Below are 16,750 nucleotides of genomic sequence, written 5' to 3' on the forward strand. Positions count from 1 at the left end.
TTTTATCACAATCTCTTTTCTAGATTGGACAACCGTTCTCTCAGTCTTTCTCCGGAAACGGCAATGGATACGTCGCCCCGGGTCTTCTCCAGCACCGAGCGGGCTATGTCCTGCTTACGCCTAATGGATACGAGGGCGTCGGGGTAGTCGAATCGCATGATGACCAAGAACAGTTCCTCCATGATGTCCAGATACTTCTCCGCAGCGGTCGTTTCACCGCGGCGAAGTGCTTCCAGGGAAAACCTTCTCAGCTCGCCGATGGTGTCGGCCATTCCCATGAGATAGGCAGTGCCGGGCATTCCCAGTTGCTCCGGGTCAGGCAGCTCCTGCCCATTGACTATCGAGGTGAGGATGGCCGCTTCGGCCACCTCCTGCAGGGCGTCTTGAACGATGCCAGAATGCCAGAGGTCCACATGTTCCGACAGGACGCTCTTGAGCTTGTGGGACTCGTCTATGGCCTCCGCTAAAAGCATTTCACCGTTCTGTCCCTTATGCATTCCGTGCACCACCCCGCTGGACATGCGAATGATGGCCCGGGATGACTTGATGGCTATCTCCCTTACAGTATCCTTCTCTTCCAGGGAGTCCTGTATGCGCTGGGCGATCCGCCCCAAGTTCTGCATGTAAGGAGATTGGGCCTGGGTATATGAAAAGGTTGCTCAGCCCCGGACCTGACGCATGTGCTCCACCCGCTTGCGGACCAGCTCACTTTTTCCGATATCATGACGCACGAACACATCCCCGCGGATGTGGGTCAGCCCCGCTTCGCAGACCGCCTCCGCCTCCTCGATGGTGTCAGCCACGCCCACCACTCCCAATGAACGGGAGGAGGTGGTGTATATGGTACCATCCTTCTCGTCCACCGCGGCATAATACAGTCGGGCGCCGGCCTTAGCTATGGCGTTCTCGTCCACAACCACCGGTCGTCCCGCCTTGGGATCGGTCCCATAGCCTGCCGGCACAACGTACTTGCAAACCGTCGCTTTGGGCAGAAATGGGACGTTGGAGCTCAACCTTCCATCGGCCACGCCTTGACAGACATCAAGCAGTCCCTCCGGCAACAACGATAGAACGTTCATCGCTTCTGGATCACCGAACCGGGCGTTGAACTCAATGACCTTGGGACCGTCCTTCGTAAGCATGAACTGACCATAGAGCACCCCTCTGTAAGGGGAACCGTTCTCCCTCATGGCTGCGATTGTCCTTTGCATGATCTCCTCCGCCGCCTCACGGTCCTGCTGCCTGACGAACGGCAACAGATGATCGGCATCGGTGTACGACCCCATCCCGCCGGTGTTAGGCCCCACATCCCCTTCATACGCCCGTTTGTGGTCCTGCACCAAAGGCATCCCTCTGACGTTCTTTCCATCGCAAAAACCCTGTAAAGTGAACTCCTCTCCCACCAGGCGTTCCTCGAGCACCACCCCGGCCCCGCCGATCTTGTGGTCCAGGACCTCCTTGACATAGCGGAGCACCTCCTCCTTTCCCATGAGATGCTCCCCTTCGACCTTGACCCCTTTACCGCCAGTAAGGCCCTCGGGTTTGACCACCAGCTCACCGGGAAAATCGTCAACGAAGACCTTTGCCGAGTCCAGGTCCTGAAAGGTGCCGAACTCCACGTTCCCCGGGACGCCATACTTTTTCAATAGTCTTCGTGAAAATCGCTTGGACGTCTCCAGCCTGGCCGCTGCCTGGGTAGGTCCAACGCAACCGATGCCCTTCCTGATCAGTTCGTCGGCCAATCCTGCTTCCAACGGTGCCTCGGGTCCGATGACCGCCAGCTCTATACCACTGGTCAGTGCGAACTCCGTGACCTTAGGCACGTCCGTCTCGTTCAAGAGCTTGACGCCTAGGGCCGCCCGGGCGATCCCCGGGTTCATGTTCTTCATGGCCGAATAGACCGCCGCTCCATCTCTGATCAGGGCTTCGACGATGGCGTGTTCCCGTCCACCGCCGCCCACCACCAGCACCTTGGTCTTCATGCGTGTCGTGGATGAGCGGGGACGCTAATAAATCAATTGGCGATCAGCCAAGAATTTTACTTACCAGTTCGTTCAATCCTTCCCCGGTGCGAACGCTCACCGTGTGGAGGTCCTTTCCTCCGCTCAGTTTGCGGTAGTCCGCTCTCACCCTATCAACGTCGATCTCCATATAAGCGGCGATATCCAGCTTGTTGAGGACCGCGATATCCGCCTCTTGGAATATCATGGGGTGCTTTCGCACCATGTCGTCCCCTTCGGTGACAGATATGACCACCAATCGCAGGTCCGTTCCCAACGGGAAATCGGCCGGGCAGACCAGGTTTCCCACGTTCTCGATGAACAGAAAATCGATCCCCATGAGGTCGATATCGTCCAAGGCGTGGTCTAATAGATTGGCGTCCAGGTGGCACTCCTTTCCGGTGTTGAGGTTGAAGGCCTTGACCCCGGCCGCGTGAAATCGATCGTAATCGTCCTGGCCAGCGACGTCTCCGGCGATGACCGCCACTCTCAACCCCCTGTCCATGAGCAACTTGGACAGCTTGATGATGAGAGCGGTCTTTCCGGCGCCCGTGGTGCCCATGACGTCCATCGACCTGATGCTGGACCCTCTGAGCTTCTGTAGATTATGCTCGGCCAGATGCTTGTTTTCGGCCAGCACGTCCGTTTCCATGCTGATGTGGGTGATCTTGTGCACGGAAGCGGATTTTACCTCCATAGTTAATAACTTTCCCTCAAAGCTTCCGTTCCGGCCAAAACGCATCCGACGAATTCATCCATCTTCTTACTTTTTTATACTATGGATAGAGGTTTTTCAGGTCATTTTATCGAATAACTTTTAAGTAATGTCACGCAAATATGTTTGCTCAATCAGCGATAGGTTCCAAAAAAAGGGATGGGGCCTGCAAGGGGGATTCTAATGAATAATCCAGATAATGTGCAAAGCATCAATTCGAAAACTGGCTTGGCCAAAAGGGCTGCCTTGTATCTAGGGATACTGGCATTTGCCCTGGTCCTGCTCTTGTTCTTGAGCGCGGGACAAGCCAGTGCCACCGATGTCTCGGCCGATATCACTACTGATACGACCTGGACGTCCGGAAGCATGTATAATGTGACGGTGCCTATCACCGTCGCTGCGAACGCCACATTGACGATTCAGGAGAACGTCACTGTTATTTTCGAGCCTGGCGCCTCCCTGACAGTGGAAGGCGGGCTGATAGTGCAGGGCTCTGCGGCCCTGCCGGTCGTTTTTGATTCTAACGCGACGGCCGGGTCGTACCTATGGAGCGGTGTGCTCTTCCTTGAGGACGCCACCGGTTCCGTGGAATACCTGACCATAATCAACGCCACGATTGGGCTTTACTTCCAGAACGCGACCGTCCCCTTCTCCAATGTTATGATACAGGGCGATGGGACCTACGGCGTGTTCTATGATCTGATCGAGGGCGACTGGACCCTGGCCATGAGCGACCTGACGGTCGACGGTGCCAGCACCGGAGTCTATGTCCAAAATGGCAACGGAAGCCTGGACCTGACCCTGCAGAACCTTGACATCACCGCGACCGGATATGGTGCCACCATAGGGGTCGGTTCCATGACCGACGATCTCAGAACGCTCGACCTGAGCGTGATGGACTGCAGCTTCACCGGCGGCTTCGTAGGCATATACGCCTACGCTGAGAACGGTGGCAGCGCCCTAGTGAACGGCTCCGAGTTCCTCGGACAGGAATGGAACGCCTACATATTCGAATCCAATGAAGGCGATATCGACGTCGAGATCGTCGACAGCGTCTTCGATGGCAGTTCCGCCAATTATGTAGTAGTATACATCGTCGAGGAGATCGACTATGAGTTCGAGCTGTATGGACAGCACTCCTGGGACGATACATATACCTCGGGATCATACTGGATCGACCTTCCCTTCGCCTTCAGTTATGAGGGCTATGAATACACCAGCGTGCTATTCAGTGAGGATGGCTGGCTGGACTTCAACATGGGGCAGCGCATAAATACGGTCGGAAATGCCGATCTGAGCTACCATGGGGATCAATTCTTCGGCTACATAATCGCCGATGACAACTCCTCCGCGCTCTTCAACTGGTTTGCGACCGATTCAGAAAATGATTGCAGCAACGCCTTCCAGGTGAAGCTGTTCGCCACCGGGGAGTTCCAGATCAACTTCGCCACAATGGATGGAGACGACTCCGACAATTGGGGACTGTGGACCTGGGATTTCGACTATGATCTCACCGATATGCTGGGCATCTCCTGCTGGGACGCAGATTACACAAGTTATCTGTTCACTCCTAACGCCTTGTCCGATGCTTTGGCTATATTTGTGACGGCCGATGTGGGCGATATCAACGTCGTCCTAAGCGGAAACACCATCACAAGCTATGCTTTGGGTGGAGTTTGGGTTTACGCATACGATGGCGACATGACCTTCGAGGCAACGGAGAACTCGGTCAGCAAGATGTATAGCTCCTTTGAGTCAATAATTTTGACCGAGACATACAACGGCACCACTGACGCTATCCTGGTGAACAACACCTTCGATCACATATGGAGCTACGCGGTGTTCTTCAGAACCTATAGCTCCGTCGGCGGGTCGGACTCCTTCGAGGTGATCGGAAACGTTTTCACCAAGACGATGTTCGGCGTCTATGCTTTCGTATATGTCGAGAGCGATGACCGCGATGAGCTGGTGAACGACACCTTGAGCGTCGTGGCCAACTTCCAGGACAACATCATGACCGACGCCTATGGGTTGGGTTGTGGCGTTTCTATCGATAGCTACGATCAGGTCAACTGGAACGTGACGGTGGAGCAGACCTTCACCGGAAACGTAATGACCCAGGAGAGGTTCGAGGGCAGTTCTCCCTTTGATATGCCATTTATGGGTTATTCACCCTGGATGATGTGGGCCTTTTTGGAAGTGGATGATTACGAGGACATCAACGCCACCAGCATGACCATCGATCACACCGTGACCATAACCGGTAACGAGATCGAGGCTCCTGTATACTTTGATGATGCGGGAATATCAGCTCAAAACTATGTCTACAACTACATGGGCGATGTTTCCAGCACGTGCGTGATGACCATCACCGACAACATCATCACCTTCGACTCCTGGGATAGCCTATACGTAGGTGGTTGGATCGAAGCGAATCTTGGAACGGTCGACTCCGACACCAGCCTGGTTATCGAAAACAACCAGATATATGGCTGGTCCTATTATGGCATAGATGTGGAGTGGGGTGCCTCAAACAATGATGATGAGATGGCACTAGACATGAACGCTGAGATCTACATCTCAGTGGTCGATAATCTGGTGGACGGATCGTACGAAGGCATCTATTTGGATGTCGAATACGACCAATACAACTGTGTCGGCGACTGGAACATCAACCTGACAGCGCACATGGACCAGAACCAACTGCTCAACGTCCATTACGGTATCGAGGCGTTCTTCGATGCCGGAGTTGAGTTTAGTGATTATTACTGGCCATACTATGACGAGGTGGCCGTGGGCAACATGGTGATCAATTACCTGCTGACCGCGGACGACAACGTCGTAACCAGCATGGATGGTGAAAATCCATGGAACAGCATCATCTACGTTGAGATCGACTATTGGGCCGATGTAAGTTATGACACCCTCTTCACTGAGGCCAATGTGCTGGTCAACGGTGCGGTCTCGGTAAGCGGCAACAATATAACTCAGGAATATGGGGATTTCAGATGCATCGGTGTCTGGCACGGATATGAAGTGCAAAAGACCGGTGACATGGAAGTGAACGTAGAGCTGGCCATCGATGACAACATCATCGATACTGACTACTACGCTGATTACGCCATCGAACTTTGGGACGCTGTCGAAATGTATGGCCACTGGGCCATTCCAACCGATGCACCCAACGTGCTAGCTGATGTGGTATGGTCCGCCTCTGGCAACCAGATCACCGGCGAACCCGACTTCGGCATCGCAATGTACTATTGGATCGAGATCGACTCTCCTGATTGCACTCTAGTGCAAAGCATCAGCATCGACCTATCTGACAATACCATCACCAGCGGTGATGGCGGCATTGCCTGCATCTTAGACCATATGGAGTACACCAATGGCTACGTCGAGTTGAACGCCGATATAAACATCGAGAACAACGTCATGAACACTGTCTATGGCGGCCCCCTCATCGTAGAGGATGATGATTGGGAGTACACCGGTGTATATGTCGGGCCCGATGAAATGGTGATGGCCGATGGGATCTATGGTATGGACCTCAGCTTCAATGTGCTGATATCCGGCAACCAGATCAGCGGTTACGAGGTCGGTTTGAACCTGATGGGAATGGCCGAAATGATGCCCAGCCTGGATGACGAGTTCATCTGGTCTATCGATGTAAACTACATCGTGGAGAACAACTACATCAACAACACCGATGTAGCCATCCAAGCCTTCGGTGGCAACATGACGATGACCAACAATGTCATCGATGACGCCTGGCGCGGCATAGAGTGGGATTACGCCAACGGTGAGATATCTGACAACACCATAACCACCTACCGTGGTCTGGAGCTCGATCATCCTTACCAGTTACTGGTTCAAAACAACCTGATAACCTTCGAGGAAACTGGTATAGATGTTTGGGGAGCGGAAAGGGACTCCGCCCTGCAGATCGTGGGCAACACCATAACCTGCATTGAAACTGAAGGGGGTCCCATGTACAGCTGGGGAACGGGTGTGGAGATCGACGATTCGGATAACGTAGTGGTCGATGGCAATATCATCACAAATGCCTACTACGGCATCGACTCGGAGGATGTCTACAACCTGACCATCAGCAACAACCAGATCACTGGTTGCGGTACCGGTATCTATCTGGAAGATGGGTACATGTGCTGGATCGAGTCCAACCTGGTAACGGATGGTGGAGATGGTATGTATGTCTATGATTGTGGGGACATAATCATCGGCAACAACACCTTCGCTGACAACGCCTACGAAGGTCTGGACATCGAAGACTGTTACGTCGTCCTGTACAACAACGAGTTCAGCGGCAACGGGGATTACGGGGTTGACACCTACGATTCCTATGTCATCTGGTATATCGACGCCAACTGCGTGGTGGCACGCAACGATGTGGACTTCGAAGGTCAGATCGAGATAATGGAAGGCGGTACCATGATGGTCGAGGATGTCGACGACTTCTATGTCTACGGCATTCTCGTGGACGAAGGTGGCCTGCTCTTCATGAGCAACTCTGACCTTTACGGCTGGGGTAACTTGGAGGTATACGGTACCTTCTGGGCCAACGTCTGTCTGTTCGACGGGTTCGATATATACCTGGGTCCGACTTCCGCAGCCGAGATCAGGGGCAGCGCGATCATGTACTACGGTCATACCGGAATACATGTGGACGGTTGCTCGCCGGTCATCGCCGACAACCTGCTCTTCAGCCCATACGGAATATATGGTATACTGGTTGAAGGTGAGGGAGCCTCGCCGAGCATCGTCAGCAACATCATTGCCTTGAACAACCAGGGTATATATGCTCGGGATACGGACATGGGCGGTATCTACGACAACATCTTCCTGCTCAACCTCAAGAGCGGCATATTGGCTGAGAACGCCACCGGAATGATACACGACAACGTGTTCCTGGCCAACAAGATCGAGATACTGCTGCGCAACTGCGACGTGAGCATCGAGGACAATGAGATCGGATACACCGACCTGTTCCAGGTACTGGCGAACTACGCGCCTCTCCTCGGACACTTCATGGGCACCAGTGCCAGTGAAGCGGCCGAAGTGACCTCGGACGAACCCCTAGCAATGCTGGAATCGATCCTGGGCATAAGCGACCTGGACATCTGGGATCTAACCTCCTGGGTGAAGGGACACAACGGTATCTGGGCCGAGAACTCTGTCGTGAAGACCAGTGGCAACACCTACGGCATGTTGAACTACGCCCTGTATGCGGTGGGCAGCGAGATACACTTCGCTGACGACATCGTCATGCAGGAGCTCCTAGTACCGCATGTCAGCGATAACGCGACGGTCAACTACTCGGTGAACATCTACGTCCTGAACGGTATCTACGCCAGCGGTTCTACCCTGTGGGTCGATGGATCTACCATCGAGGTGCTGGATGACGCAATAGTGCTGGAGAACTCCCAGGCCTGGATCGAGGGCGCCACGCTAATGGCAGGCGACTTCGATTACTTCGTGTTCGGTGATTCCGATGTATACAACATCGCCACCTCCTACGATACGTTCAAGGTCGAGAACTCTCACAGCCTGAATGAAGGTACCTGGCTAACCGTGCACGCCGAGGATAAGGGTGAACCGGTCGCCAACGTCACGATCGTCATAAAGAACGCCAAGGGCGAGATCGTGTTCGAGGGTGTTACCGACGCCGAGGGTAAGATTCGGGTGCTGCTGAGCCAGTACGCCTGGACTTACGAAGGCAGGGACGATGGCTTCAACCCCTACACCATAACCGCCTACTTCGAGTCTGGCAACAAGACCATGGACTTGACTCTTAACGAGTCCTACATGGATGTCACCATCACAGGCGAGAAGGAAAGCGACATGGGAGCGATCCTAGCGGTGATCGGTGTACTGGTCATCATCCTGCTGATCGTGGCCGCGGTCGTGATCATGAGGCGCCGGAAGTAAAGGCCGTCAAACCCTTTCGTTCCAAACCTTTTCCTTATTTTTCATTTTTAAGATACTTTGTTAAAGAGGGAGTTCCATTCCCGACCGAGCTTAATGTCTTATTCCGAACGTGCCCGTCAACTATTGGCCAGCAGTCAGGCTTCCGAGGGAGATACGGTCCTCTTAAAGGCGGAGGGGATGGAGTATGCGGGCATACTTATGCCCCACCACGAGTTCAGCCACCCCGATGTCATCATCATCAAACTGAAGAGCGGTTATAATGTCGGGATCAAGGTGGACGAACGTTCTGAACTGGCCTTGGTATCGAAGGCTCGGGAGCGCCCGTTGAAGCGCAGGTCCGCTAAAGAGGACAGTTCCTTGCCGACAATTTCTTTCCTAGGCACCGGCGGGACCATAGCCAGCTATGTTGATTATCGCACCGGCGCGGTGCATCCCGCGTTGAAGGCCGAGGACCTCGTGGCCACCGTACCAGAGCTTTCCGAGATATGCCGTATGCGCTCCAAGGTGGTGTTCTCCATATTCAGCGAGAACATGAACGTGGAGACATGGCAGTCGTTGGCTACCGCTATCGCCGACGAGCTCAACGATGGCGTTGAGGGAGTGATCGTACCGCACGGAACGGATACATTGGGGTTCACCTCCGCCGCCCTGTCGCTCATGCTAGGCGATATCCCGCGGTCCGTTGTTCTGGTGGGGGCGCAGCGCTCTTCCGACCGACCTTCATCCGATTCCTACATCAACCTGCTTTCCGCCGCCCGTTTCTGCATCAAGGCCCAGGCGGCCGAGGTGTTCGTCCTCATGCACGGAGAGACCTCGGATTCCTACGTCCACGTTCACCGTGGAACGAAGGTGCGCAAGATGCACACCAGCCGCCGAGACGCTTTTCAGAGCATCAATGAAGGGCCCGTCGCCCGCATGGACCTAAAAGGGGAACTGGAGATGCTCGGTGAATGCCAGGTCAAGAGCTCGGTCAAGGTATCCCCTGACGTACGCATGGAGAAGAACGTGGCGCTGCTGCAATTCTATCCTGGCATGGGCCCGGAGATGGTGCGTAGGGTGATGCAGGACCAGAAAGGTCTGGTCGTCGCCGGCACCGGTCTGGGGCACGTATCTAAGGAGATCGTGCAGGTGATCAAGGAACTGGTCTCCCAGGGCAAGCCAGTGGTCATGACCTCGCAGTGCTTGGGAGGGAGGGTGAACCTCAACGTCTACGATACCGGTCGAGACCTGCTCTCCGCTGGCGTGATATCTGGTGAGGACATGCTACCGGAAACGGCCCTGCTCAAGCTCATGTGGGTCCTGGGAAGGACGGACCGCCTGGAACAAGTGGAAAGGATGATGAGCGAGAACCTTAGGGGCGAGATCGCCAAGAGGAGGGAGCTCTAATGTTCGAGGTGACCATCGGGATCGAGATACACCAGCAATTAGACACCTGCAAGCTGTTCTGTTCCTGCCGCTCTCAATTGGTGGACGAGGAGGGGGCGCTCTTCTTCAGAAGGCTCCGTCCCACCCAGAGCGAGATGGGCGAGGTGGACCGGGCAGTCCTAGCTCAAGCGGAACGCCGCATGCATTTCGCTTACCAGGCACCCTCTGCCGTTTCCTGCCTGGTCGAGAAGGACGAGGAGCCCCCGCACGACGCCGATGAAGAGGCCATGCAGACCGTGCTGATCGTTTCGGCGATGCTCGATTCAAAAGTGATGGACGAGGTCCATTTCATGCGTAAGATCGTGATCGACGGTTCCAACACCAGCGGTTTCCAGCGCACGGCATTGGTCGCGGTGGATGGCGCCCTTGAGGTCAACGGCCATAGCATCGGGATCCTCTCCGTTTGCCTGGAAGAGGACGCTGCGCGGAAGGTGGAGACCAAGGACCGGCAGGTCACCTACCGCCTGGACCGTTTGGGGATCCCTCTCATCGAGATCGCCACCGCTCCGGACATGCATGACCCCGAAGAGGTCAAGGAGGTGGCACAGCGTCTGGGGTCCATCCTGCGCTCCACGCGCAAGGTGAAGCGGGGGCTGGGAACCATCCGCGAGGACCTGAACGTCTCCATACCTGGAGGGGCCAGGGTCGAGATCAAGGGTGCTCAGGACCTCAGCCTGCTGCCGACATACGTGAGGAACGAGATGGAAAGGCAGCGCTCCCTCATCGAAATCAAGCAGATACTGGAGAAGCGTTCCGCCTCTCCGGTCCCCATCGAGGCCAAGGACATATCCGCACTGCTCCAGGGTAGCAGGTCCAAGGTCATTCATTCCGCGCTCTCCAAAGGGGGGAAGGTCTTTTGCGCCTCCCTGCCTTCGTTCGTCGGGACCCTGCGCAGCGCTGACGGACGATTGCGGTTGGGATCGGAGATGGCCCAGCACGCCCGTTCCCGCGGGGTCGCCGGGATATTCCATTCCGACGAGCTTCCGGCCTATGGCATCACCTCCGAGGAGGTCGTCTCCATCAGGAAGTTCCTGGGGCTCGGGGATATGGACGCTTTCGCGCTGTGCGCCGATCAGGCCGACAGGGCGGAACCGGCGCTGCTGGCCGCTTTATCTAGGGCCAATCAGGCCTTGACAGGTGTGCCGGAGGAGACCCGGGACCCGCTTCCGGACGGCACCTCTCTGTACAGCCGTCCACTGCCGGGCGCCGGGCGCATGTACCCGGAGACGGACGTCAGACCGATACTGATAGAACAAGACCGCCTGCTTCGCATCAAGGAGAACCTGCCGGAGCTGCCGGAGGCCCGTACACTGCGTTTGGTTCGGGATTACGGCATCAATGAGCAGCAGTCCCGCCAATTGGTGCGGGAGGGGCATGACGAGCTTTTCGAGGATATATGCAAAGACGCATCCCTGGTGGCCGTGGCGGCCCGCACCTTCTTGAGCACTTATCCTGAGATGCAGAATGAGGGAGTGGACCCCGGTTCGCTCGACGATGTCAAGATCAAGGAGGCGTTCTCCGCCCTAACCTCCGGGCGATTCACCAAGGAGGCGCTCCCGGCGGTGTTCAGGGAGATGGTGAAAGGGGCGAGCGTCGACCAAGCAGTATCATCCCTGGGTCTGGAGGCTATGGACCAGGACGAGGCTTCGAAGATCATCGATGAACTGATCGGGCAAAGGGCCGATTTCGTAAGGGAAAAGGGAACGGGCGCAGTAGGACCGCTGATGGGCGTGGCCATGAATGAACTGAGAGGTAAGATCGACGGCAAGGAGGCCGCCGACCTGCTGAAAAAGAGAGTAGAGGCGTTCCTCAAAGGGTGAGCTCCAGCACCTTCAATTCCTCAAAGAACAAGCTCTTAGATGCAAGGTCACGGCGCTTCCATTCCTTCAGGGCGGCCCCCAAGGCATCCTGATCAACGTCGCTAGAGATCAATATAAGCACCCTCCCGCCGGTCTTCAGATGGTCCTTGGCACCGTTCAGGAAACGGGTGGTTACCTCCGTTCCTTTCTCTCCGCCCGCCCAGCAAAGGTCCTCTTGGCTCTCGACGGAACCTCTTAGGTATGGGGGGTTGAACACGATGAGGTCGAACGTTCCTTCCACGTCATGGAACAGATCGCTGAGCGTCGTCTCGATCGCAAGTCCGTTGAGCTCGGCGTTCTTCTTGGTGTCGCTCAGCGCTTGAGGGTCAATGTCCACCGCTAGGACACTGGCACCGACCTTGGCCATGTGTAGTGATAGGAACCCGCTTCCGCACCCCATCTCCAGCGCCCGCTCGTCCCCCCTCATATTGAGGGCGGAGAGCATTAGAAAGCTGTCCTCCGCAGGAGCGTACACCTGAGGTCCTACCTCCAGGTGTATCGCGGGGTCACGAAGCATGTACGTTCAAAACAGCAGGGGATAATAATCTTTCCCGAAGAGTTTAAAATACCCCGGTCCATCGGTGGCAGGTGGACCTGCTCAGCCAGATAAGCATAGGCACGATCTTCTTAGGGTTGGCGCTATGCTACCGTAGGAAGTATCCACTGGCACATTCACTGGTGCTGATCAATCTGGCGGTCTTCATGCTTACCGTCATTTCCGCCTGGGGGCAGCCGTCCTACCTGCTCTCACCGGTGCAGGAGGAACTGGGCTTCAGACCCATCTATTTCGGTGAACTCGAAAATCTTTATACGATCTTCACCCAGATGTTCGTTCACGCGGGGCTGCTGCACATTCTGTTCAACATGCTCTTCCTGTTCTTGATCGGAGTGCCATTGGAAGAGAGGGTGGGCCGCAAGGCCTTTGCCGCTTGCTATTTCATCCCTGGCCTCATGGCGTTGGTCCTGGAGTCCTCGGTCCAAGGTTTCGATTCCGGGATCCTCATGCTGGGGGCTTCGGGGGCCATCTCCGGGGCCATGGGGGCGATCCTTCTCCTTTACCCCAAGGACGAGATACCCATGTTCCTCGGCCCCATCTTCCTGCCCCGGGTGCCGGTGTGGCTGTCAGTGGGCGCATGGTTCGGAATTCAATTGCTGACCATATTCACGCTCCCGGACGGTATCGCCTCCGGCGGAGTGGCCTATTTCGCCCACATCGGCGGTTTCGTGGCCGGGATGGCCGTGGCCCAGATGCTTCCTGGTAAAAGGAGCTCTGCGGAAGCACCGCCGGAGAAGCTCGAAGATCTGGCGACCACCGAAGAGCTGAGAGGGATGGTGCATCGGATCGAGGAGGAGAGCGAGCCTCAGGTACGCCAGGCATGGATGGAGCACTTCGCCAGCAAGGCCACCTGTCCAGAATGCGGAGGGCGGCTGGAATTAGAGGGAAACCGTATTAAATGCGCATGCGGATGGGAGAGGAAGGTGAGATGACCGAGAACAGGGTGGATGTACTCTGCCCAGGGATGATCGTGCGCGACGGCCCCCTCATCCTGGAGGCCCGCTCCTCCGCAACCTTAGTAAGTCGGGGAGAGCGACACCTGTTAGTGGATGTCAGCGGCCCTCAGAACCGAACGGTCCTGCTGGACGCTTTACGCTCCAGGGGCATTTTCCCTGAGCAGATCGAGGTGGTGGTGCTCACCCACCTGCACCACGATCACGACGGGAACCTTGATATATTCCCACATGCCAAGAAGTACGCCCACAAGCTGGAATCGCCTGGGCCATCGTTCGAAGTCGTCAGCGAAGACTTTGATATATGGGAGGGCGTGCGCCTGATACACACTCCTGGGCACACCAGAGGTGGCATGAGCGTATTGGTGCGGTCAGATGAGACATACGCCCTGGTCGGGGACGCCATACCAAGCGCGGACAATGTGCGGAAGTGGGTACCTCCGGGATTGCATTACGATGCTGACGTAGCCTTGGCAAGCATGTCCAAGCTAGTACGTATGGCCGATGTGATAGTGCCCGGACACGGACCGCCCTTCCGGACGGCGGAGTTTAGAAAAGAAGGAAGGTGACAGGAATGAGCATACCAAACGCTATCTACGCGGAATGCCCCGACTGCGGGGAGGAGACTCTGCACGAGGTTCTCAAAGGCAGACTAGGCAAGGACGGGGACACCTTGGAAGGTACCCTGCGCTGCCATCAATGTCAGCGGGTGCACAACGCCGTGGTCCGAGAGGCCAAGACGATCATGGTTCCGGTCATCGTCAGCGACCAAGGGGAGTCGAGGAAGGCGCAACTGGAGCTGCCGGAGGATGAGATAATATGTCTGGAGGACGAGCTGGTGCTGGACGACCTCCCTATCATCATATCCTCCCTGGAGAAGGGAGGGGCACGGGTGACCAAGGCCAAGGTCAAGGACATAACCACCATCTGGGCCAAGCGCTTTGACAGGGTATGGGTCAAGGTATCGATCAACGATGTGCACAAGACCATTCCCACTGAGATCACCGCCCTTCCCGATGAGGAGTTCTCCGTTGGCGATCTCATGACCGTCGGGCGTTACAACGTGGTCATCATGCACATCAAGGCGCTAGATGGCATGGTACGGCACGGATCAGTTCCGGCCAGGGATATCGTTAGGATATATGCGAAGAAGGCGCGGATGACCAATTCGTGATAGCATGAGGGAAGACAGGGTCCAGATGGTCGCCCAGCTCAAAGCGCGAGGGATCATCGCATCCCAAGAGGTAGAGAAGGCGATGCTCAAGGTCCCCCGTCACCTGTTCATCTCAGAGGACATGCGTTCATTGGCCTATCGGGACACCCCCCTTGCGATCGGTGAGGGGCAGACCATTTCCGCACCTCACATGGTGGCCATGATGGCCGAGTCTCTAGCTCTGATCAACGGGCACAAGGTTCTGGAGATCGGTACCGGTTCTGGATATAACGCCGCGGTCATGGCCGAGCTCGTGGGGAGCGAAGGTCGCATCATCACATTGGAAAGGCACGGTTCTCTAGCGGATAAGGCCAAAAGATCACTTCATGAGGCTGGTTATGAGAACGTGATGGTCGTGGTGAGCGACGGTTCTATCGGATACGCGCTGGAAGCGCCCTATGATCGCATCAGTGTGACCTGCGGGGCCCCTCGCGTTCCTATGCCGTTGTTGGACCAGTTGCAGGACGGAGGCGTAATGGTCATACCCGTCGGTTTCCTGGAGTATCAATCCCTGCTGCGAGTGGTGAAAAAAGGGGAGAAAGTGCTCACCGAGGACCTGGGTTCGGTTATGTTCGTCCCCTTGATCGGGGAGAAAGGTCATCGGCCTTCATAGTAGGAATGGCAGGACCGCGCTCAGACAGGAGCCTCTGACCACATGATGTGCTCCCCGGACGACGTCCTCGTCGATGGGGTTGAAGGCAATGCCCAACGACGATCCCTTGAACATGGAAACATCGATGCTGCTGTTGCCAATGCTGGCAGTTCTTTCCGCCTGAACGCCGAAAAGGTCCTGTGCCTCCTTCAGAGCCTTTCCTTTATTGCACAGCTCCACGCGCAGCACACCCTCGCCCGTCAGGCGACCGTCGGGGTGGGCCGCCAGGCCGTTCGACCACTGGGCATCGAACCCATATTCCTTGGCCAGCTTGTCGGCGATAAGGTCGAGCCCCCCACTGATGATCACCGTTCTCACCCCTTTTTCCTGCAAAGCATGCACGGTCTTTCCGATACCGGGATTGATGGGCAATCTCAACAGTTCCCTCTCCACCTCAGGGAGTCGCAGATCGGGGCGGTGCCTGAGCCATAGCGCGATGTCTCGGCGCATGAACTCCAGGTCGTCTATCTCTCCGTCCATGAATGAGATGACCGACTCCTCGTTGCTGACGCCGAAACGGTCATGGACCCATGTCCAGGAGGATAGATAGTCAACCAGCACTCCGTCCATATCAAAGGCCACCAGATCGAACTTTCGGCCGTTGGAGAGCATCTTCAATTGCCAGGAGGGAATCATTATAAGAAGGTTGCTCCCATCAGCGGGACATGATCGTGCTGGTGGGGGTAGCTCACGTCATTGACGTCTCATCGCAGATAGAAGCGCTGGTAAGCTATCATGCCCCGGGAGCTGTAGGTGTGGAACTGGACCCGGCACGATACCGGGCCATGATGGAGAAGAGGCCCCGCGGGGACGTTCCCCTTCCCTATCGATTCCTGGCATTGATGCAAAGGCGCCTGGCCGATCAGTTCGGCGGAGAAGTGGGGGCAGAGATGCTGGCGGCCATCGATTCCGCCAAACGCAACGGGGCGCAGGTGCTCTTCATCGACATGGAGGCCGGACGACTGTTCAACTCCCTCCTTCGCCAGATGAGCTTCAAGGAAAAGGTGCTGATGATGTTCTCCTCCGTCGCAGGTCTTTTCATGAGCCGTAAACGTGTGGAGCGAGAACTTGAGCAGTTCCAGCACAACGAGGATGAGTACATGGGGGTCATGGCCCAGACCTACCCCACGGTAAAGAGGGTGCTGATCGATGAGCGCAACGTTCACATGGCCAAAGCGATCCTAAAGGCGGAAGGGGAGCACGGCGGCATCCTGGCCGTGGTTGGTGACGGCCACGTGGAAGGCATTCGCCAGCTTCTATCAGAGGGGGATCCGATCGTGTACCGGCTCAAGGACCTGAAGGACCTGAAATTGAGCCAACCTAAGAGCAACGCTGAAGCTTCCTTCTCGTTCGTGGCTCAGAACTGAGGGAAATCCTTTTTTCCTGAATAGCATACCCTTTCCGATGAAGGTCGTCCTGCTATCATAT

The 16,750-nt window shown here is 56.0% G+C and carries 13 protein-coding genes; 8 read left to right on the plus strand and 5 right to left on the minus strand.

Going from position 1 to position 16,750, the window contains the following annotated elements; translation table 11 throughout:
- Nucleotides 1–5: 5 nt before the first annotated feature.
- Genes VMW85_08825 through hypB form a run of 3 tightly spaced genes read right to left on the minus strand, consistent with a single transcriptional unit; the run spans nt 6 to nt 2,697 of the window.
- Nucleotides 6–623: a hypothetical protein gene (locus VMW85_08825; GenBank protein HUT28132.1), complete on the minus strand. Its 618-nt coding sequence runs from the start codon at nt 621–623 to the stop codon at nt 6–8.
- 36 nt (nt 624–659) lie between these two features.
- On the minus strand, nt 660–1,982 hold the full coding sequence (purD, locus tag VMW85_08830) for a phosphoribosylamine--glycine ligase (protein ID HUT28133.1): 1,323 nt from the start codon (nt 1,980–1,982) through the stop codon (nt 660–662).
- A 43-nt stretch (nt 1,983–2,025) separates the two neighbouring features.
- Nucleotides 2,026–2,697 (minus strand): hydrogenase nickel incorporation protein HypB, encoded by a 672-nt coding sequence (gene hypB, locus VMW85_08835; GenBank protein HUT28134.1) that lies wholly within the window; start codon nt 2,695–2,697, stop codon nt 2,026–2,028.
- A 201-nt stretch (nt 2,698–2,898) separates the two neighbouring features.
- Between hypB and VMW85_08840 the strand changes: the two genes are divergently transcribed.
- From VMW85_08840 to gatE, 3 genes are all read left to right on the plus strand, one after another.
- On the plus strand, nt 2,899–8,664 hold the full coding sequence (locus VMW85_08840) for a right-handed parallel beta-helix repeat-containing protein (GenBank protein ID HUT28135.1): 5,766 nt from the start codon (nt 2,899–2,901) through the stop codon (nt 8,662–8,664).
- Nucleotides 8,665–8,757: 93 nt separating this feature from the next.
- Complete coding sequence (gene gatD, locus VMW85_08845; protein ID HUT28136.1) at nt 8,758–10,050, plus strand: Glu-tRNA(Gln) amidotransferase subunit GatD; 1,293 nt, start codon at nt 8,758–8,760, stop codon at nt 10,048–10,050.
- Nucleotides 10,050–11,909 carry a Glu-tRNA(Gln) amidotransferase subunit GatE gene (gatE, locus tag VMW85_08850; GenBank protein ID HUT28137.1) on the plus strand — a complete coding sequence of 620 codons (1,860 nt, stop codon included), beginning with the start codon at nt 10,050–10,052 and terminating at the stop codon, nt 11,907–11,909. The genes gatD and gatE overlap by 1 nt, the downstream gene beginning before the upstream one ends.
- On the opposite strand, the gene VMW85_08855 is transcribed toward gatE, so the two are convergent.
- A complete protein-coding gene (locus tag VMW85_08855) occupies nt 11,899–12,465 on the minus strand; it encodes a HemK2/MTQ2 family protein methyltransferase (protein ID HUT28138.1) in 567 nt (188 codons plus the stop codon). The two genes, gatE and VMW85_08855, sit on opposite strands and share 11 nt — an antisense overlap.
- Nucleotides 12,466–12,536: 71 nt before the next feature.
- On the opposite strand from VMW85_08855, the gene VMW85_08860 reads away from it, so the two are divergent.
- Genes VMW85_08860 through VMW85_08875 form a run of 4 tightly spaced genes read left to right on the plus strand, consistent with a single transcriptional unit; the run spans nt 12,537 to nt 15,283 of the window.
- On the plus strand, nt 12,537–13,436 hold the full coding sequence (locus VMW85_08860) for a rhomboid family intramembrane serine protease (protein ID HUT28139.1): 900 nt from the start codon (nt 12,537–12,539) through the stop codon (nt 13,434–13,436).
- Nucleotides 13,403–14,026, plus strand: coding sequence for an MBL fold metallo-hydrolase (locus VMW85_08865; GenBank protein HUT28140.1), 624 nt, complete (start codon nt 13,403–13,405; stop codon nt 14,024–14,026). The genes VMW85_08860 and VMW85_08865 overlap by 34 nt, the downstream gene beginning before the upstream one ends.
- 5 nt (nt 14,027–14,031) lie before the next feature.
- Entirely contained in the window at nt 14,032–14,631 is a 600-nt protein-coding gene (locus tag VMW85_08870) for an HVO_0476 family zinc finger protein (GenBank protein HUT28141.1), read from the plus strand.
- A 4-nt stretch (nt 14,632–14,635) separates the two neighbouring features.
- Entirely contained in the window at nt 14,636–15,283 is a 648-nt protein-coding gene (locus VMW85_08875) for a protein-L-isoaspartate O-methyltransferase (protein HUT28142.1), read from the plus strand.
- Here VMW85_08875 and VMW85_08880 read toward each other — a convergent pair.
- Nucleotides 15,278–15,958 carry an HAD-IB family phosphatase gene (locus VMW85_08880; protein ID HUT28143.1) on the minus strand — a complete coding sequence of 227 codons (681 nt, stop codon included), beginning with the start codon at nt 15,956–15,958 and terminating at the stop codon, nt 15,278–15,280. The two genes, VMW85_08875 and VMW85_08880, sit on opposite strands and share 6 nt — an antisense overlap.
- Nucleotides 15,959–15,987: 29 nt before the next feature.
- Between VMW85_08880 and VMW85_08885 the strand changes: the two genes are divergently transcribed.
- Complete coding sequence (locus VMW85_08885) at nt 15,988–16,689, plus strand: TraB/GumN family protein (protein HUT28144.1); 702 nt, start codon at nt 15,988–15,990, stop codon at nt 16,687–16,689.
- Nucleotides 16,690–16,750 lie beyond the last annotated feature (61 nt).

This window comes from Methanomassiliicoccales archaeon, assembly GCA_035527755.1.
In the GTDB taxonomy this organism is placed as follows: domain Archaea; phylum Thermoplasmatota; class Thermoplasmata; order Methanomassiliicoccales; family UBA472; genus UBA472.